This is a genomic window from Acidovorax sp. (assembly GCF_047607405.1).
In the GTDB taxonomy this organism is placed as follows: Bacteria; Pseudomonadota; Gammaproteobacteria; order Burkholderiales; family Burkholderiaceae_C; genus Acidovorax.
In genome coordinates, this window is record NZ_JASGDA010000137.1 from 1 (window position 1) to 19,290 (window position 19,290).

A 19,290-nucleotide genomic window follows, 5' to 3' on the forward strand; every position below is an offset into this window, starting at 1 on the left:
CCTCACGCTGCCCGACACCCTGCCGCCCCGCGCCATGGCCGCGCGCGTGCAGGCCCGCTACGGCGGCCCCGCCGCGCCCGTGGCCGACTGGCTGCTGCGCCTGGAGCGCCTGCGCTACGCTCCCCACCCCGACACCGAACTGACCGCGCTCAAACGCGAATTCGCCGCCCTGCCCTGGCCCACACCCTGACCATGCGACACACCGCCCGATGGATTCTTGCCGCTATCACATTGATAGCTGCAAGCGCTTTACCAGCAAGCGCTGGATCCCAAAAACCTTCAAAACCCGCCGCCCCGCAGGCGGTGCCCTACGCCACCCGCGCCGAGGCCCTGCGGTTCGCCGACGACCTGGCCGAGCGCCGGGGCCTGGACCGCGAATGGGTGCGGCAGGCCATCGCCCAGGCGAACTTTCTGCCGCAGGTGCCCCGGCTCATGCTGCCGCCGCCCAAGGGCACGGCCAAGAACTGGCGCGTGTACCGCAGCCGCTTCGTCGAGCCGGTGCGCATCCGCGCCGGGGTGCGCTTCTGGCAGCAGAACCAGGCCGCTTTGGCCCGCGCCGAGCGCGAATACGGCGTGCCTGCCGAGATCATCGTGGGCATCATCGGCGTGGAGACCATCTACGGCCAGCAGATGGGCACCTTCCGCGTGATGGACGCGCTCGCCACGCTGGCCTTCGACTTCCCCTCGGCCCACCCGCGCGCAGCCGAGCGCACCGAGTTCTTCCGCCGCGAGCTGGAGCAGTTCCTGAGCCTCATGAACCGCACCGGCACCGACCCCTTCGAGCCGCGCGGCAGCTACGCCGGGGCCATGGGCCTGGGCCAGTTCATGCCGTCGAGCTGGGTGCGCTACGCGGTGGACTTTGACGGCGATGGCCGCATCGACCTGTTCCGCAGTCCTGCGGACGCCATCGGCTCCGTCGCCAATTACTTTCGCGGCCACGGCTGGACGCCCGGCATGCCCACGCACTACGCCGTGCAGTTCGACGCCGCGCGGCTGCAGCTCGACGAACTGCTGACCCCCGACATCCTGCCCAGCTTCAGCGCCGCCAGCCTGCAGGCCAAAGGCGTGGTGCTGGACGCGGAGGGCGCGCAACATACCGGCCCGCTGGCGCTGGTGGAGCTGCAAAACGGCCCCGACGCGCCGCCGAGCTACGTGGCGGGCACCGAGAACTTCTACGCCGTCACGCGCTACAACTGGTCGAGCTACTACGCCATGGCCGTCATCGACCTGGGCCGCGAGGTGGCCCGCGAACTGTCCCGCTCTCTGGCTGCGGACACCAGCAGTTTGAAGTAAAAATGGCCTCCAGCGCTTGTGCAGCAAGCACTGGCAGCTATTCTTTCAATAGCGCTGCATCTGGCAGCTGTGCGGCTGCTGCGCCTGGGCCGCGCTGATCTGCCGCACCACGCGAAAGCCGTAGCCAGAGCCTTCCACGTCGAACTTGACGCCCGGCGCACCCTTCCTGTCCATCACGCCCACAACCAGCGCCTGCTGGAACTGGTGGTCCGCCGCACGCATGCTGCCGCCCTGGCCCGAGAGCTGCACGCTGGCGTTCTCCAGCTGGCGGGCGATGGCCACGGTGTCGGTGCTGCCCGCGCGCTCGATGGACTGCGCCAGCGCCTCCACCATGAGCTGCATGCGCATGTGGACGTAGTCGTCCTGCGGCTTGGGAAAGCGCTGGCGGAACGACTGGTAGAACGCCTCGCTCTGCGCGTCCGGCACGTTGGGCAGCCAGTCGGCCACGGCCACCACCTTGCCCAGCCCCGCATCGCCGATGGCGGCGGGCGCGCCCAGGGCGTTGCCGTAGAAGGTGTAGAAGCGGCCCTCGTAGCCCACCTCGCGCGCGGCCTTCACCAGCAGGGTCAAATCGTTGCCCCAGTTGCCGGTGACGACCGCCTGCGCGCCGCTGGCCTTGATCTTGACGGCGTAGGGCGCGAAGTCCTTCACGCGGCCAATGGGGTGCAGCTCGTCGCCCACCACGGCCACGTCGGGGCGCTGGGCGGCAAGCTGCTTTTTCGCCTCGCGCAGCACGGCCTGGCCGAAGCTGTAGTCCTGGCCGATGAGATAGACGCTTTTCAGGGCCTTGTCCTCGCGCATCACCGCCATCAGCGCGGCCATGCGCATGTCGGCATGGGCGTCGAAGCGAAAGTGCCAGAAGCTGCACTTCTCGTTGGTGAGAATGGGGTCCCCCGCCGAGTAGTTCAAAAAGATGACGCGCTTGCCCGGCTCGCGCTCGTTGTGCTTGTTGATGGCCTCGACCAGCACCGCCGCCGTGGCCGAGTTGTTGCCCTGCAGGATGACCTGCGCACCATCGTCGATGGCCGCGCGCAGCGCCGACAGCGCTTCTTCGTTCTGGCCCTTGCTGTCGTAGCGCTCCAGCTCCAGCCTGGCGCCGCTGCGCGCGTTCACGCGCTCCATGGCCCAGTGGATGTTGCGGTACACCGCCTCGCCGGTGTTGGCGAAGGCGCCGGACAGGCTTTCGACCAGCGCCATCTTGACGGGCTTGGTTTGTGCCACTGCGCCCAGCGCAAAAACTGAAAGACTTAATGCCGCGGCAGCTGTTTTCAAGCCCCGCGCGCGCAATTTATTCATGCCGATTTCTCCCTTGAAAAGCGACGCGGGCGCACACAACTCAGGGGCATGCGGCGCCGCGTCGAGCGCCGCGCAGTGTATAGGAGTAACCGCCATGATCTTCGCCCCCGTCGTCCACCCTTCCGCCTTCGTCGCACCCCGCTCCGCCGACCTGGCGCTGCAGCGCTTCCTGATGGGCAGCCTTGCCAATACCGGCGTCAACATCACGCAGGACGACAAGGCCACCACCGTGCAGCTCGACGTGCCGGGCCTGGCGCGCGAGCAGCTGGCGATCAGCATCGAAGGCAACACCGTGCGCGTACAGAGCGTGGAAGGCGCGCCCCGCCACGTGCGCCGCGCCTGGGAGCTGGCCGCCGACATCGACACGGCCAGGAGCAGCGCAAAGCTGGAGAACGGCGTGCTGACGCTGACCCTTGCGCACGTGGAGCCCGAGAGCCGGGCGACCACGCTGGTCATCCAGTAATGCTACTGAAACAATAGCTGCAAGCGCCTGCGCCTATTGGGCTGCAGGCGCTTTTTGTTTGAATTTCGGAGAGTCTCAGGCAGGGTTCGCTGCCTCGGGAAGGCCAAGGGCCATGGCAGGAGCGCTGGGGCGCAGCCATCGCCTGCGCATTGACCAAACGGTCGAATTCATTGCCTGAGCGGCTCCACGATCACTATTGGATTTGCATAGCATCTAACTATGCAAATACCAGTATCGCCATCCATGTTCGATGGCCATAAAGAAGCGCCCCTCACCCGGCGCCATGGCGCCTCATTCCGCCATCCCGCCCGGGGGTTCACCCTCATGGAGGTGCTCGTCTCCATCGTTGTGCTCTCATTCGGCATGCTGGGCATGGTGGGCATACAAGCCTTCGCACTGCAATCCAACCGGGAGGCCCGAATGCAGGCGCAGGCCGTGAACCTGGCGCGCGAATTGGCCGAAATGATGCGCGGCAACAACCAGGTCGGCATCAAGACCACTGCAGCCGACAACCCCTACCTTATCGCTGGCACCAGTCCGCTTTCTCCAGCCACGGCAAGCAACTGCCTGGGGGTTGGCAATTCCGCGACGGGCTGCTCCACCACGTTGGATGTGGCCCACGCCGAAATGACCGACTGGCTGGCCCGCGTGGACACCGAACTGCCCGGTGCGCGGGTCACGGTTTGCTTTGACAGTGCGCCCTATGACACCAACGGGCTGCCGCAGTGGACATGCACCCCCGGCACTACAGGCACCGATGAAATCGCCGTCATCAAGATCGGCTGGACCCGCCAGTCAACCGACCGCAGCAAGAAAGACGCCAGCATGCTGGAACGCGCCAGCGACGCCAACAGCCGTCCATCCGTCCTCGTCCCGGTTACCAGCGGCAATCCACTCGGGGCCCCATCATGACAACCTACCTTCCCCCTACAAAGCGACGGCCTGCCGTGACCAGGCAAGCGGGGCTTACGCTGATTGAGCTGCTCGTTGCTACGGCCATCAGCATGCTCATCGTGCTGGCCGCAGCGACTGCGCTCCTCATCTCCCGGCAAGGCTTCAGCAATGTCGATGCCGCATCGCAACTGCGAGACAGGGCACGCTTTGCAGAAGACATTCTTCAACGCCTGGGTGTGCAGGCTGGACACAGGGACATTCAGTTCGTGGCCTCCAACACGCCCCCCAGCACTTCGGGCCTGGATGCCGTTGAGCCCAACGTATTTGGCTTTAACAACAGGGCTCGCAGCAATTCCCACGGCTGGAGCGAGGCCAATACGGCGGCCCGTACAACAGGCTCGCTCGGCTACGGAAGCGACATTCTGGTGCTTCGTTTTCAACCCACAAGGTACAGCACCACCGAGACAAAAACCGATCAGGGCATGATCGATTGTTCCGGTGTGGCCCCACAGACTCCCACCACTGACTACGCCGAACGCTATGCAAGTGTGTTGCACGTTGCCCAAAGCAGTGACGGGGAACCCGCGCTCATGTGTACACGCTGGGCGACCACCGCTGGAGGCAGCGCCGATACGCAACCCCTCATCCATGGCGTGGAAAATTTCCAGGTGCTCTACGGCGTGGATGGCATCGGCCCCTCAAACTCAGCCATCCCGGCGGCCACCTCTGCCGACAGCGTCCCCGAACGGTACCTGCGCGCTGACCAGCTTACGGTGAGCGACGCGGCAACCACCACCGCCAACTGGCAACGCGTGCGCAGCATCCGCATCGGCATGGTCTTGCGGGGGCCACTCGGCTCCGCGGTGGACAAGACACAGCAGACCTACTACCCCTTTGGCACAGCCAAGGCATCCACGACCGGTGCTGCAGGCAGCATGTTTGCCAGTGCCGACGATCCTGGCACCGTCTTCCAACCGACGGCAGATGGCAGGCTGCGGCAGGTGGTGACATTCACCATCCACCTGCGCAATCCCCAGGGAGACCTCTGAGATGACTCGGCACCATCCACTGAAACGAACCAGCGTACTGCATGCAGGCGCGTCCGTTAACGCGGGCAAGGCGCAGGCCGGCATCTCTCTGGTCGTCGTCATGATGATTCTCATCATCGTGTCAATCCTGGGCATCGGGGGCATCCAAATATCGATGATGGGCGAGCGCGCCACCCGCAACGACCGCGACATGCAAGTCGCTTGGCAATCGGCGGAGGCCGCTCTGATCGACGCCGAACTCGACATCCAGGGCAAACCAGCGACCTCCACCAACAAACGCAACGAAATCTTCGACAGAAAAGCCACCGACTTCGCCAAATTTGTGCCCGGCTGCGGCACCGCCGGGGACGACAAGAGTTTTGGTCTATGCCTGCCCACTGCCGGAACAAAGCCCGACTGGCTCACGGCGGACTTCACCAATACCGGAACCGATGCCAACACGGTGGGCTTTGGCCACTTCACCGAGCGGGCATTCATGGCTGGCGGCGTCGGCTTGCAACCCGCCGCACTGCCTCGCTACGTCATCGAAATCATTGACGATCCCAGCATGGATCGGACCACAGCCCTCAAGGATCGCAAATACCTGTACCGCATCACTGCCATGGGCTTTGGCCCCAACAGCGATACCCAGGCCGTGCTCCAGACGATCTACAGGAATTAAAAGGATTCAGCCATGACCTCAACCATGCATGCGCGAGCATCTGCCGCATTGCTACCCAAGATACGGCGCAAAATGGCCATTACCCTGGGCGCAGCCGCCCTGGGTACAGTTGCATTGATTTCCCTCATTGCCCAAGGGCAAGAGACAAGCCTGGTCATCCCCCCCACCATTCTGTCTGCAGACCCTCTGTATGCCGCCACTACGGTGGACAAGCCTGCCATGGCGCTGGCACTTTCAGTGGAATATCCGACGGTGGGCGCTCAGTACCGCGATGCAACCTACACACCCACGAACGAATACCTGGGCTATTACGACGCCGAGAGTTGCTACACCTATGTCGATAGCCCGACAGAAACCCCGGCAACCGGAAAGTCCATAGCCGACTACAAACGCTTTGACCGCAGCGGCGCCGCCACCAATCGCCAATGCACAGATGCTTTCAGCGGCAACTTTCTCAACTGGGCCAGCAGTTCCTCCATTGACATGCTGCGCCTTGCCCTTTCCGGGGGCGATCGCTACATCGACGAAAGCAACCTGACCATCCTGCAGCGCGCAGTGTTGCCCAACGGCGATCCCGTATGCTTCTGGAACAACAGTACCAATTTCCCCGCCAAGCAGCTGGAAAAGGACGGCGGTGGTACAGGCGCCTATTGGGGCGCCATACCGCAAGCATTGAAGACTGCCGCCAACAATAACCCCATATGGATTGCCAACACACTGAACCGCATTTACTTCAAGGCGGGTGAAACTTACAGCGGCAGCTGCACAAACACTGTCGATTATTTTCTGGGTGGCGCGCGCAGCATGGAATCCCCCATACGCTCAGGAACAGCACTCCCAAGCAGCGGCATGACATTATGCATCAATGGCGAGACAGGGGTCTGCAGCTTCACGGGTGTGAAAGAGGTCTGGTACGGTGCAAATTCCAAATGGTATGTGGCTGCAGCCTACAACGGAGTGGATTGCTCATCAGGCTGCAATACCGTTTTTGGAGATCCCATCAAAGGAATAGCAAAAAAGGTTTACTACCGGAGCTACACCGGAAGTTGGACCCCGCCAAGCAGCAGCGCATTGAATAGCGATGGCTTCTTCTACTCTCGCGTTCAAGTATGCAACGCAAGCGGCACGACCCTGCAAGACGTACGTGATTACGGCCTTTGCACTCAATACCCCAATGGCAATTACAAACCGACCGGCGTAATTCAAAAGTATGCAGACCAGATACGGCTGGCCGCCTTTGGCTATTTGATGGACCAAACCGCCAGCTACAACGATGGTCGCTATGGCGGCGTGCTGCGCGCACCCATGAAATATGTTGGCCAGAAAAATTTCGACATTTATGGCCGTGACAATGGCAGCAATTCCAAAAGCGAGTGGGACAACAACACCGGGATTTTCAAAACCAACCCCGAGAACGATTCCACATTTGGAATCAGCGGGGTCATCAACTACCTGAATCAGTTTGGCCGTACAGGCCCCACAGCAGGAGTCTATAAAAAATACGACCCTGTTGGAGAATTGTATTATCAATCCCTGCGCTACCTCCAGGGCCTGCCCCCCACCAACGATGCCATCAAGGACCTTGGCACGCTGGATGTCAGCAACGCATTTTACGATGGGTATCCAGTCTATACCGATTGGACCGATCTGGACCCCTACGGGGGCGGACGCTCGGCAACTGAAAATTATGCGTGCCTCAAAAGCAATATTGTCGTTATCGGGGACATACACACCCACGATGGAGACTGGCGCAATACCACGGTCAATACCGCCGACAACGTGCCCAACTTCAAAAATTCATACGACAAACTCAGGGCCTATGAAACCCTTCATGGGAACAACAGTTCACCCAGCAACTCGCGGACCAGTCAGATCATGGGCTACGCCTATTGGGCCCATACCAATGACATTCGAGGCACTGACTGGACCAATGCGCCGGCGAAACAGCGACCCGGTCTGCGTGTGAAGACCTTTATTTTCGACGTGAATGAATACGGCAATTCAACCGACCTGGCAACCCGCAGCAAGAGCAATCAGTTCTTCATGGCAGCCAAATATGGCGGTTTTGAGAACGACCCCAACAATCCAGGCGGCAACCCCTACAACGATCTGAGCGGCACACCTGACCCGCACAAGGACAATGATGGAAATGCTGATAATCGCATCTGGCAACGCACGGATGGCGATGCATCCACTTATTATCTGCAAAGCAATGCGCGCGGCGTCTTGACCGCATTTGACAATATTTTCAGCCGCGCCTCGACAGCGGCCCGCAGTATTGCAAGCAGCGCCTCCCAGTCGAGCAATCAGAACGCATCGTCTGCCAACTATCTGTACACGGCCCAGTTCAATACGAGCGCCTGGACGGGCGACGTGATAGCCGAGGCCATCACCACGGATACCGACGGCAACATCAGCGTCAGCACGACCCCGAGTTGGAGCGCAGCCGCAAGGCTGAAGCTGAAACAGCACGCCAGCCGCAATATCTACGTCGGCCACGGCAGTGCGACGGCTGCCACAGCCTTTACCTGGGATGCCATCAGTGGCAAGACTTTGCAGGATCACTTGAACAAGGCATTGCCCAGCGCCACGGCCGATGGGCAGGGGCAGATCCGCCTGAACTATTTGCGCGGCGACAGAAGTGAAGAAGGTCAGGATGGTCGGTTCCGTACCCGTACCGAACTGCTGGGTGACATCATCAACTCGGGGGTAACCTATTCAGGCGCCCCAACCGTGGCTTATTCGGGCAGCGGATATGCAAAATTCCGCGCAGCCAATGACAGCCGCGTTCCTGCCGTGTTTGCTGGCGCCAATGACGGCATGCTGCATGCCTTCGCTGCGCAGAGCGATTCCAGCAAGGGTGTTACCGCAGGTGATGAACTCTTTGCCTATATCCCCAGTTGGCTGGGCCCCAATCTCTCGGCCCTCACCAGCAAGGACTACATCAATAACCACCAGGCCTACGTCGATGCGCCCTCAACGGTGGGCGAAGTGCAGGTGGCCAATGCCGATGCCGCTACCGATTGGAAAACGGTTCTCGTATCGGGGACGGGCGCCGGTGGTCGCGGCGTATTCGCCCTGGACGTGTCCAAACCCGAAAGTTTTGGCGCCGCGAATGCAATATGGGAATTCACCCCCAGCGACGATGCCGACATCGGCTACGTCGTAGGCCGCCCCCAGTTGCTGAAGTTCAAGACCGGCACCAACACCTACCGCTGGTTCGCCGCAGTCGCCAGCGGTGCCAACAACTACAACAGTTCATACACCAGCCTGGGCGGCTCGGGCCAGCCTGCAATCTTCCTTTTGGCGCTTGACAAGGCGGTGGGTACGCCATGGACTCTCGGCACCAATTACTTCAAGATCAGTTTCCCCATTGATTCAACCCTGGCCGCCACACTCGCAACAGGCATGGCCAACTTCTCCGCCCTGTGGGGCCCGGCCGGTGAGGTCACGCAAATTTATGCCGGTGACTTCCATGGCAGGGTCTGGAAGCTGGATTTCACAAAAATCTGCACTTCCACCGACACAAGCTGCTACGGCTACAAGCCCACCTCAGATTGGAATCTGAACAAGCTGAGCAGCTTCAACAAGGGCACGACCGCCTCTCCGCAGCCGTATCCGTTCTTTATCGCCAAGGATGCCTCGGGCAATGTACAGCCGATCACCGCAGCGCCCAGCCTGTTCACTGGCCCCATCGTGGCAGGGGTGGAAACGTTTTATGTGATGATAGGAACTGGTAAATACCTGGAAACAGGCGACAACCTATCCACCCGCACGCAAAGCGTTTATGCCCTGTATGACAATGGCTCTACCAGCGCGGACTCAAGCCCCATCACAGCCGCAATATCTGGACGTGGCCGATTGCAACAAGCCACGGTGAATACCACCACGAACCAGATTACAACTTCTGCATTCACATGGGGGCGACCAAGTTCAGACAGCAATACAGCGCAGCGTGCTGGCTGGTATTTTGATTTGCCATCCACTGGTGAGAAGGTGGTCACCTCCATCATCAACCAAGGGGGACTGACGGCGACATTCAACACCCTGATCCCCAACATGAGCGGCGCCTCCTCGGCCACCTGCGCCACCAACGAGGGTTCTGGCAAACAATACACCATCAAGGTTGGCACCGCCACCGGTGATTATGTGAATTCAACGGTGGGCGTACTGGGTGAAAGCCTGTTCCTTGTGAATGAAGACAAAACCGAAGTAACAGCATACGACAGCACAGGCAGAGCCGTTCGAAAGATCAACAAACAGAGTATTCAGATCGGTTCACAAGGTGTCAGCACCGGCAAGTCCATCACCATTGACGAAGTGGTCGGGCGCCTGAGCTGGCGCCAGATATACAACTACCAAGAACTGAAGAACGAATAATGACAAATACCATGCAAAAGCACCGAGGGTTCACCTTGATTGAACTCATGATCGTGGTGGTCGTGATCGGCATCTTGGCGTCGATCGCCTACCCGGCCTACACCGACTCCGTTCTGAAAGGCCGCCGGGCTCAGGCTCGCACGGCCCTGGCAGAACTGCTTCAGCAGCAGGAACGCTACATGACGCAGAACAATTGCTACCTTGGATTCACGACCAATGCAGCATTGAGTGCCACGCCTTCCGCGCCATCGCCCTCCACCGCTTGCGGAGGCGTCACCGCCACGACAGTGCCCTTCAAGGTGTTCTCCGGGGACAATGCAGCATCCGCCGCCTACCGGCTGTCCGCCACAACCTGCACCGTCGGAGGCAACACGCTATCGATTGCCGAATGCGTCAAGGTGGTTGCAACCCCCATCGGTTCTGACCCCAAGGTCGGCAACCTCGAAATGATGAGCAACGGCACCAAGGATTGCACGGGTACCGCAAGATCGACCAACTTCAATCTGTGCTGGCCATGAGCACACCGCTTTCCCAGAGCCGTCCCAGCTGCGGCTTCACACTCATCGAGTTAATGCTGACACTGGTGCTTATTGCAGCAATGTTGACGCTGTCGGCACCGAGCTTCATTTCATTTCAACGAAGCTCCGAACTGACATCACAAGCCAATTCGCTGGTCGCCGCATTGAACACAGCCCGAACCGAAGCGATGAAACGCAATACTGATGTTTATATAGTACCCGGCGGCACTGCCAACCAGTGGAGCGACGGTTGGACGGTATTCGTCGATAGTGATCGCAGCGGGGCAGCATTTGATGCAGCAAAAGACTCCATAGTTCTGACCCATTCCAAAGTACCCAGTTACTTCAGCACAACGGGCACTGGCACTGCGAATGAAAACCCTGCCTATGTGATGTACAACGGCTCCGGGTATCCAAAAACCACCGGCGGGGCATTTGGTGCAGTCACGATCAATTTTGCCCGCAACGATTTGACCGGCACAGAACTGCTGCAGCAGACCCGTCGCATCAAGATCGCCAAGACAGGGCGGGTGCGCGCCTGCAAGCCGTTATCGGCGACCGATGTAACTTGCTCTGCCAGTACAGAGGATTGAAATAGAAGGTGGTTGATGGGAAAAGGGGCATACCATCCACGATGCCATGCCATCTTCAACACCTTTCATGCAACAAGCGCTTGGGCTCGCTGCCCAGGCGCTTTTTCTTACCAGCCCCAACCCACGCGTGGGCTGCGTGCTGGTGTCGCCCTCGGGCGAAATCCTGGGCCGGGGACACACGCAGCGGGCAGGCGGCGCCCATGCCGAGATCATGGCGCTGCGCGATGCGGCGTCTGCCGGGCGCGACCCGCGCGGCGCCACGGCCTACGTGACGCTGGAGCCTTGTTCCCACCAGGGCCGCACAGGCCCCTGCTGCGAAGCGCTGATCCAGGCAGGCATTGCCAAAGTCGTCGCTTGCGCCACGGACCCGAACCCGCTGGTGGCGGGCCAGGGGTTCGAGCGGCTACGGTCTGCAGGGGTGGATGTTGTCGTCGGACCGGGGGCAGAAGAATCCCGCGAACTGAACATCGGCTTCTTCAGCCGCATGGTGCGCGGCACGCCCTGGGTGCGGCTCAAGGTGGCGGCCTCGCTGGACGGCACCACCGCGCTGAACAACGGCGCCAGCCAGTGGATCACGTCCCGCACCGCGCGGGCGGACGGCCACGCATGGCGGGCCCGAGCCTGCGCCGTGCTGACCGGCATCGGCACCGTGCTGGACGACAACCCCCGGCTGGACGTGCGCGAGGTCTCCACCCCGCGCCAGCCCCACGTGGTGGTGGTGGACAGCCAGTTGCAACTGCCCCTGGATGCTAATCTTTTGATAGCTGACCGCCCATGCTACATCTACGCTGCAGCCCAAAATGATGCCAAAGAAACCGCACTGAAGGAACGCGGCGCCACGGTGGTGCATCTGCCCAATGCCCAGGGCAAGGTGGACTTGCCCGCGATGCTGCGCGACCTGGGGCGGCGCGGCGTCAATGAACTGCACGTCGAGGCAGGGCACAAGCTCAATGGATCCCTGGTGCGCGAGGGGCTGGTGGACGAACTGCTGGTGTACCTGGCCCCGCGCCTGCTCGGGCCGGGCCTGGGCATCGCGAACTTCGGCCCTCTCGGCGCCTTGGCGGACGGCCTGGCATTGGACTTTCAATCGGTCGAAACGCTCGGGCCGGACCTTCGCATCGTGGCGCGCGTGCAGGGGCATGATTCATTCCTCGGCGCCGCTTGAGCACAATCGCAGCATGCCGCTCAAACCTCTGGCCGCCCTTCTGATCTCCGCCGCCCTGGCCCTCGCAGGCTGCGCCGACCTGCCCAAGAACGTGGAGCGCCCCGTCTCCACCGCCCTGCCCTCCCCCGCAGGCACGCCCCTGGGCGAGCTGGTGGATGCGCAGCGCGCGGCAGCGGGCGGCAGGCATGCCTCGGGCTTTGTGCTGCTCAGCGGCCCCCAGGCGGCCTACGGCAGCCGCCTGGCGCTGGTGGATGCCGCGCAGAAGACGCTCGACCTGCAGTACTACGCCATCCATGCCGACGCCAGCTCCCAGCGCCTGCTGCGCGCCGTGGCGGCTGCCGCGCGGCGCGGGGTGCGGGTGCGCGTGCTGCTGGACGACTTCCACAGCGCCGGGCGCGACGCGCTGGTGATGCGGCTGGCCTTCGTACCCAACGTCGAGATGCGCATGTTCAACCCCATCGCGGGTGCTCGCGGCTCGGCCATCGGGCGCATGCTGGGTGCGCTGGGCGACTTCGCCCGTGTGCAGCAGCGCATGCACAACAAGCTGTTCATTGCCGACAACGCCCTGGGCGTGACCGGCGGGCGCAACCTGGGGGATGCCTATTTCGGCCAGGCCGATGCGGGCAACTTCGTGGACCTGGACGTGCTGGCGGCGGGCCCCGTGGTGCAGGATCTGTCGCGCAGCTTCGACAGCTACTGGAACAACGAGCGCGCCTACCCCGTGCAGTCGCTCGTCACGCGCGAGGAGCTGGACGCGCTGCGCCAGGGCTTCGAGGCCGCCGACGCCGCGCAGCACCACCCTGAAGACCACACCGCCGCCAGCCAGCCGCCACAGGAGCAGGCCCAGGCCGACCGGCGCGCGCGCGTCTGGGACCAGCAGCCCATGGACCTCGCCCAGGCGCGCCTTACCTGGGCACCCGCCGCGGTGCTGGCAGACCGGCCCGCCAAGATTCCGCCCCCCACAGAGCCCGCCGACGCGGGCAGCGATGCGGCCGATGCCCATGCCGACACCGTGGTGGACGGCCTGCTGCAGCTCATGGGCCAGGCGCAGCGCGACCTGCTCATCGTGTCGCCCTATTTCGTGCCCGGGCCGGACATGAAGCAGGCTTTTGCCGCCGCCCGCGCGCGCGGCGTGCGCGTGCGCGTGCTCACCAATTCGCTGGCCTCCAACGACGCGCCCATTGCCCACGCAGGCTATGCGCGCCACCGCCCCGAGCTGCTGGCGCTGGGCGTGGAGCTGTACGAGATGCGCAGCGAGCTGCCCAGCCGCGTGAACGGCCTGGGGGCCACCGGCAGCACGGGCAGTTCGCGGGCCATGCTGCATTCCAAGCTGATCGTCATGGATGGCCGCCTGCTGGCAGTGGGGTCGATGAACCTGGACATGCGCTCGCAGCACCAGAACACCGAGCTTGCGCTGCTCATCCGCAGCGGCGCGCTGTCGCGCCAGGCCGCCGCACAGATCGACGACGCCTTGCGCGACGCCGCATGGCGCGTGGAGGCGGACGGCGACGGCCGCCTGGTCTGGCGCGCCCCGCAGGCCAGCGGCCTGCCCGACGCGACGACCGAGCCAGATGCCAGCCTGCCCCTGCGCCTGATGCTGCAACTGCTGGGGCCGCTGGCGCCCGACCACCTGCTATAGCGGCTGCGCGGCCTGCGCCGCCACCCAGGCCGTGATGGCGCGCTGGTCGGTCATGGTGCGCACGTGCTGGTAGGCCGCCTCGGCCTCGGGGTAGCGCCTGCGCAGCAGGTTCAGCCACTGCTTCAGGCGACCGGCGCGCTGGCGCGGCTCCAGGCCGTCGCACACCAGTTGCCAGAAGGCCGCGATGTGCGGCAGCAGGTCGGGCCAGGCCACGGCGTCGGCATGCCCGGCGTCCGCCGCGCGGATGGCGCGGGCCAGGCCCGGGTCGGCCACCATGCCACGGCCCAGCATCAGCGCGTCGCAGCCCGAGACTTCGCGGCAGCGCCGGGCGTCGGCCACCGTCCAGATCTCGCCGTTGGCGACCACGGGGATGGCGACGGCGGCGCGGATGGCCGGTATCTGCTCCCAGTACGCGGGCGGCCGGTAGCCGTCGGCCTTGGTGCGCGCGTGGACCACCAGCTCCGCCGCGCCGCCCGCCTGCATGGCCTGGGCGCATTCGCGCGCCAGGCCGGTGTCGTTGAAGCCCAGACGCATCTTGGCCGACACGGGCAGGTGCGCGGGCACGGCGCGGCGCACTGCCGCCACCACGGCGTGGATTTGCTCCGGCTCGCGCAGCAGCGCCGCGCCGCCGCCGTGGCGGTTGACCACCTTGGCCGGGCAGCCGAAGTTCAGGTCGATCCCTTCGGGCCCCAGCGCGGCCAGGCGGGCGGCGTTCTCGGCCATGCTGACCGGGTCGGAGCCGAGCAGCTGCGCCCGCACGGGCACACCCGCCAGCGTGCGGCTGCCGTTGCGCAGCTCGGGCAGGTAGCGCAGGAACACCTTGTCGGGCAGCAGCGTGCCGGTGATGCGGATGAACTCCGACACGCAGCGGTCCACCCCGCCCACGCGGGTGAGCACGTCGCGCAACACGAAGTCCAGCAGCCCTTCCATGGGTGCGAGGAGCAGAGTTTTATGGGTCAAATTGGCCTCTAGCGCTTATCCATCAAGCACGAGCAGCTATCAAAACAATAGTTGAATAGCTACAGGGCAACCAGCCGCCACAGCGACGTGACCTCTGCCGCGCGCGCCGCGTGCAGCGCGTCGCCCGCGTCCTGCGCCTTGGCGTGGCGCGGCTTCATGTCGTGCCGTGCGCGCACCGCCAGGCCCGCATCCGCCACCCAGCCCAGCAACTGCTCGCGCGTGCGCAGGCCCAGGTGCTCCGCCAAGTCGGACAGGATGAGCCAGCCCTCGCCGCCCGGCGCCAGGTGGTCGGCCAGCCCGGCCAAAAAGCCGCGCAGCATGCCGCTGCCTTCGTCATACACCGCGCGCTCGATGGGCGAGTTGGCGCGGGCGGGCACCCAGGGCGGGTTGCACACGACCAACGGGGCGCAGCCCGGGGGGAACAGGTCGGCCTGCAGCAGCTCGACCTGGGGCCGCAGGCCCAGGCGCTGCAGGTTGTCGTGCGCACAGGCCAGGGCGCGCGGGTCCTGGTCGGTGGCCACCACGCGCTGCACGCCCCGGCGGGCCAGCACGGCAGACAGCACACCCGTGCCCACGCCGATGTCGAAGGCCAGTACACAAGCGGCAGGCAGCGGCGCGCTGGCGACCAGATCGACGTACTCACCGCGCACGGGCGAGAACACGCCGTAGTGCGGGTGGATGTGTACGCCGCCCAGGGCGGGCACGGCCACGCCCTTCTTGCGCCATTCGTGCGCGCCCACCAGGCCCAGCAGCTCGCGCAGCGTGGCCACGCAGGGCTGGCCGGTGGCGGGGCCCCAGGCTTCGGCGCAGGCGGCACGCCAGTCGGGCGCGCGGCGCAGGGCGATGCCGTAGTCGCCCTCCAGCGGGATCAGCACGGCGGCCAGCACGCGGGCGCGCTGCGCCTGGGCCTGGCGGTGCAGGTGGAAAGCCTCGGCAGGCGTGGCAGCGGGTTGGGCGGGCTTTTTCTTCCTTTTGTCGGCCCGGCGCATCAGCGCCTGCAGCAGGTGGCGGGCGTTCTGAAAGTCGCCCTGCCACAGCAGGCCCGTGCCTTCGCAGGCCATGCGGTAAGCCGCGTCGGCAGCCAGCGTGTCATCGGCCACCACCACGCGGCGCGGCGCCGGGGCGCCGCTTTCAGATCGCCACAAGGCTTGCCGGGGCTGGCCCTGGTGGCTCCACGCGACCATGCTCAGTTGAGCGGCCTTTTCAGGCGCACTTCCTCGATCTTCACGCCGCCGATGACGGCGGTCTTGGCCGTGGACAGCTCGCGCTTGAAGCCCGCCAGCTCGTGAAAGCGCAGCGCGCGCTCGTTGCGCAGCGGCACCCAGGCGGTGACGTTGGTACAGCCTTCTTCCTGCAGGCCGTCGCGCGCGGCGTCCCACAGGGCCACGCCCACGCCCTGGTTCCAGTGCGTGGGGGCGGCGTAGATGGCCCAGATTTCGCCCGTGGTGGGGCGGGACTTTTCATCGCGCGAGCGGTCGTAGCCGACGAAACCGACGATCTTCTCGCCGTCCACCGCCACCTGCACCTGGGGCTCGCAATACTCGATGGCCTCGCGCCAGTAGGCTTGGCGTTTTTCGACCGAAGACATGGCCTTCAACTGCTCGTCGGGCACCAAGCCTTTGTAAGCCTCCTGGGCGGATACGGTGTGGATCTGGGCGATGGCCTTGGCATCGCGTAGCGTGGCGGGACGAACCTGGATACTGGGCATGGAAAGAAACCGAACGGGAACAATTTGGGAAACCGCGTATTGTCGCCGCAAACGGGTTTCCGCCCCCGCGCGCCGCCCATCGCCCGCCGTGCGGCCAGCGGCTCGCCGCTGTCGGAATACTATTGTTCTGATAGCTAACAGCGCTTATTGGATAAGCGCTGGAGCCATATTTTGCTTGTAACTACAGCCAGCGCCGCAGCAGCCCCATGACCTGGTCGAACCGCGCGCCATACGGCGGGTAGAACAGCGAGCCCATGGCCCAGCGCGACTGCACCAGCACGGACTTCTGGTGGCAAAAGCGCAGAAAGCCCTGCTCGCCGTGGTATGCGCCCCAGCCGCTGTCGCCCACGCCGCCAAAGGGCAGGTTGTCGTGCGCGATGTGCATCAGCGTGTCGTTCACCGTCACGCCGCCGCTCACGGTACGGCGCAGCACGTCGCTCTGCACCGCCTCGTTGGCGCCGAACCAGTACAGCGCCAGCGGGCGCGGGCCGGCGTTGATGTGGGCGATGGCGTCGTCCAGCCGCTCGTAGGACACCACGGGCAGGATGGGGCCGAAGATTTCTTCCTGCATCAGCTGCATCTGCGACGTGGCGCCGAACACCAGCGCGGGCGGCATCTGGCGGCTGGCGCCGTCGCCCAGCGTGCCCACGGTGGGTTTGCTGCCTTCTGCGGCGGGCTCGATGACCTGCACGTCCGCGCCCTGCGTCTGCGCCTGCTGCAGCATGGTGCGCAGGCGGGCGTGGTGGCGCGGGGTGATGATGGCGGCGTAGTCCGGGTTGCCCTCGATGGTGGGGAACAGGCGCTGCACCGCCGCACGGAAAGCCTGGGCAAACTCACCCTCGCGGCCCCGGGGCAGCAGCACGTAGTCGGGCGCGATGCAGGTCTGCCCGCCGTTGAGCAGCTTGCCGTGCGCGATCTTCAGCGCCGCGTCCTGCATGTCGCAACTGCCGTCGATGATGCAGGGCGACTTGCCGCCCAGCTCCAGCGTGGTGGGCGTGAGGTGCTGCGCCGCCGCCTGCGCCACCTTGCGGCCCACGGCGGTGGAGCCGGTAAACACCAGGTGGTCGAACGGCAGCGAGGCGAACAGCGCCGACAGGTTGGCGTCGCCCTGCACCACGCAGAACTCGTCGGGCGCAAAGAACTGCGCCACCAGCGCCGCGAGTTGGGCAGACGTATGCGGCGTGAGTTCGCTGGGCTTGAGCATCACGCGGTTGCCCGCCGCCAGCGCCGTGATGGCCGGGGCCAGCGCCAGCTGCACCGGGTAGTTCCACGGCGAGATCACGCCCACCACGCCCAGCGGCTGGCGCAGGATGCGCGCGCTGGACGGCAGCAGGTACAGGGGCGTGCGCACCTTTTGAGGCTTCATCCACCGGGACAGGTGCTTGAGCGTGTGCGACAGCAGCGTGCGCAGCACGAAGAAGTCGGCCACCTCGGTCAGGCGCGGCGAGCGCATGCCGAAGTCGGCCTGCACCGCCGCCGCCAGCACGGGGCCGTGCTCGTCGAGCATCTTGCGGATGCGCAGCAGCCGCTCGCGGCGCACCAGCAGGGGCACATCGACCTGCTCGCGGCTGGCCTGGCGTTGTTGGTCGAAGATGGTGTGGATGTCGGCGGGTGTCATGGGCGTGGATGATAGGGCCGCCGGGGCGCGCAAATTAGGGCTCCCGCACTTCCCGCACCTCCCTGGGCTGCACGTCGGTCACGTCCGCCACACTGCTGCGCGGCTGCTGCGGCGCCGTCCAGCGCGCGGCGGCGCGAAAGCCCGCGCGCGGGTCCATGCGCATCACCCACGGCGTGACGGGCCGCCCCGTGAGCCGCGCCCACAGCGCGCGCAGCAGCCACGCCAGGGCCAGCACCAGGGCGGCGGCCAGCAGGCTCAGGAACAGCACCAGCCCCAGGGCGACCAGCACCACACGCAACACCAGGCGCAGTGCGCCCGCAACGACTTCGTTCAAAACTTGACTTACCCTTCCTGCGGTGAATCCGCGAAGTGGAAGACCCCCGGCTCCTTCACCGGATCGACGCTCACCGCAATCGTGCTCTTGGGCGCAAAGCGCCCTTCGAGCAGCAGCCTGGACAGCGGGTTCTCGATGCGCTGCTGGATCGCGCGCTTGAGCGGCCTTGCGCCGAACACCGGGTCGAACCCGACCTTGGCCAATTCTGCCAAGGCGGCGTCGGACACGCGCAGCTCCAAATCCATCCGCGCCAGGCGGTTTTGCAGCTGCTGCAACTGGATCTTGGCGATGGCAGCGATGTTGGCGGCATCCAGCCCATGGAACACCACGGTCTCGTCGATGCGGTTCAGGAACTCCGGGCGGAAGTGGTTCTTGAGTTCGCCCCACACAGCGTCCTTGATGTCCTGCGCGTCCTGGCCGACCATGCTCTGGATCAGGTGCGAGCCGATGTTGCTGGTCATCACGATCACCGTGTTCTTGAAGTCCACGGTGCGGCCCTGGCCGTCGGTCAGGCGGCCATCGTCCAGCACTTGCAAGAGCACGTTGAACACGTCGGGGTGGGCCTTTTCCACCTCGTCGAGCAGCAGCACGCTGTAGGGCTTGCGGCGCACGGCTTCGGTCAGGTAGCCGCCTTCCTCGTAGCCCACGTAGCCGGGCGGCGCGCCGATCAGGCGGGCCACGGAGTGCTTCTCCATGAACTCGCTCATGTCGATGCGCAC

Annotated in this window: 18 protein-coding genes; 11 read left to right on the plus strand and 7 right to left on the minus strand. The window is 64.5% G+C overall.

The features are described from left to right. The coding region (locus QM569_RS16230) for a hypothetical protein (RefSeq protein WP_414988269.1) at positions 1-190 on the plus strand (190 nt) is incomplete at its 5' end. 2 nt (positions 191-192) lie between these two features. Next, positions 193-1,293 (plus strand): lytic murein transglycosylase B, encoded by a 1,101-nt coding sequence (mltB, locus tag QM569_RS16235; RefSeq protein WP_414988270.1) that lies wholly within the window; start codon positions 193-195, stop codon positions 1,291-1,293. 45 nt (positions 1,294-1,338) lie between these two features. On the opposite strand, the gene QM569_RS16240 is transcribed toward mltB, so the two are convergent. Continuing rightward, a complete protein-coding gene (locus QM569_RS16240) occupies positions 1,339-2,589 on the minus strand; it encodes a branched-chain amino acid ABC transporter substrate-binding protein (protein WP_414988271.1) in 1,251 nt (416 codons plus the stop codon). A gap of 94 nt (positions 2,590-2,683) precedes the next feature. Here QM569_RS16240 and QM569_RS16245 point away from each other — a divergent pair, with 94 nt between their 5' ends. The 9 genes from QM569_RS16245 to QM569_RS16285 all read left to right on the plus strand — a co-directional run bounded on the left by QM569_RS16245 (position 2,684) and on the right by QM569_RS16285 (position 13,951). Next, on the plus strand, positions 2,684-3,052 hold the full coding sequence (locus QM569_RS16245) for an Hsp20/alpha crystallin family protein (RefSeq protein ID WP_414988272.1): 369 nt from the start codon (positions 2,684-2,686) through the stop codon (positions 3,050-3,052). Between the two features lie 243 nt (positions 3,053-3,295). After that, entirely contained in the window at positions 3,296-3,964 is a 669-nt protein-coding gene (gene pilV / locus QM569_RS16250; protein ID WP_414988273.1) for a type IV pilus modification protein PilV, read from the plus strand. Beyond that, positions 3,961-4,995, plus strand: a complete 1,035-nt coding sequence (locus QM569_RS16255; RefSeq protein ID WP_414988274.1) for a PilW family protein — start codon at positions 3,961-3,963, stop codon at positions 4,993-4,995. The genes pilV and QM569_RS16255 overlap by 4 nt, the downstream gene beginning before the upstream one ends. 1 nt (position 4,996) lies before the next feature. Continuing rightward, the gene (locus QM569_RS16260) at positions 4,997-5,656 is read left to right on the plus strand and encodes a PilX N-terminal domain-containing pilus assembly protein (RefSeq protein WP_414988275.1); all 660 of its coding nucleotides are present in this window, start codon (positions 4,997-4,999) and stop codon (positions 5,654-5,656) included. A 12-nt stretch (positions 5,657-5,668) separates the two neighbouring features. Then, entirely contained in the window at positions 5,669-10,036 is a 4,368-nt protein-coding gene (locus QM569_RS16265) for a pilus assembly protein (RefSeq protein WP_414988276.1), read from the plus strand. 11 nt (positions 10,037-10,047) lie between these two features. After that, positions 10,048-10,554: a type IV pilin protein gene (locus QM569_RS16270; protein ID WP_414988277.1), complete on the plus strand. Its 507-nt coding sequence runs from the start codon at positions 10,048-10,050 to the stop codon at positions 10,552-10,554. Then, positions 10,551-11,147 (plus strand): GspH/FimT family pseudopilin, encoded by a 597-nt coding sequence (locus QM569_RS16275; protein WP_414988278.1) that lies wholly within the window; start codon positions 10,551-10,553, stop codon positions 11,145-11,147. The genes QM569_RS16270 and QM569_RS16275 overlap by 4 nt, the downstream gene beginning before the upstream one ends. A 46-nt stretch (positions 11,148-11,193) precedes the next feature. Next, positions 11,194-12,312: a bifunctional diaminohydroxyphosphoribosylaminopyrimidine deaminase/5-amino-6-(5-phosphoribosylamino)uracil reductase RibD gene (gene ribD, locus QM569_RS16280; protein ID WP_414988279.1), complete on the plus strand. Its 1,119-nt coding sequence runs from the start codon at positions 11,194-11,196 to the stop codon at positions 12,310-12,312. Positions 12,313-12,325: 13 nt separating this feature from the next. Beyond that, entirely contained in the window at positions 12,326-13,951 is a 1,626-nt protein-coding gene (locus QM569_RS16285; RefSeq protein ID WP_414988280.1) for a phospholipase D family protein, read from the plus strand. Here QM569_RS16285 and QM569_RS16290 read toward each other — a convergent pair. From QM569_RS16290 to QM569_RS16315, 6 genes are all read right to left on the minus strand, one after another. Next, on the minus strand, positions 13,946-14,881 hold the full coding sequence (locus tag QM569_RS16290) for a tRNA dihydrouridine synthase (protein WP_414988286.1): 936 nt from the start codon (positions 14,879-14,881) through the stop codon (positions 13,946-13,948). The two genes, QM569_RS16285 and QM569_RS16290, sit on opposite strands and share 6 nt — an antisense overlap. Before the next feature lie 89 nt (positions 14,882-14,970). Then, positions 14,971-16,095: a methyltransferase gene (locus QM569_RS16295; RefSeq protein ID WP_414988281.1), complete on the minus strand. Its 1,125-nt coding sequence runs from the start codon at positions 16,093-16,095 to the stop codon at positions 14,971-14,973. A 2-nt stretch (positions 16,096-16,097) separates the two neighbouring features. Further along, on the minus strand, positions 16,098-16,619 hold the full coding sequence (locus tag QM569_RS16300) for a GNAT family N-acetyltransferase (RefSeq protein WP_414988282.1): 522 nt from the start codon (positions 16,617-16,619) through the stop codon (positions 16,098-16,100). A gap of 181 nt (positions 16,620-16,800) precedes the next feature. Next, positions 16,801-18,237 carry a coniferyl aldehyde dehydrogenase gene (locus QM569_RS16305; protein WP_414988283.1) on the minus strand — a complete coding sequence of 479 codons (1,437 nt, stop codon included), beginning with the start codon at positions 18,235-18,237 and terminating at the stop codon, positions 16,801-16,803. A gap of 34 nt (positions 18,238-18,271) precedes the next feature. Then, a complete protein-coding gene (locus QM569_RS16310; RefSeq protein WP_414988284.1) occupies positions 18,272-18,571 on the minus strand; it encodes a hypothetical protein in 300 nt (99 codons plus the stop codon). 8 nt (positions 18,572-18,579) lie between these two features. After that, positions 18,580-19,290 (minus strand): AAA family ATPase (locus QM569_RS16315; RefSeq protein ID WP_414988285.1); only part of this gene is annotated, 711 nt, incomplete at its 5' end.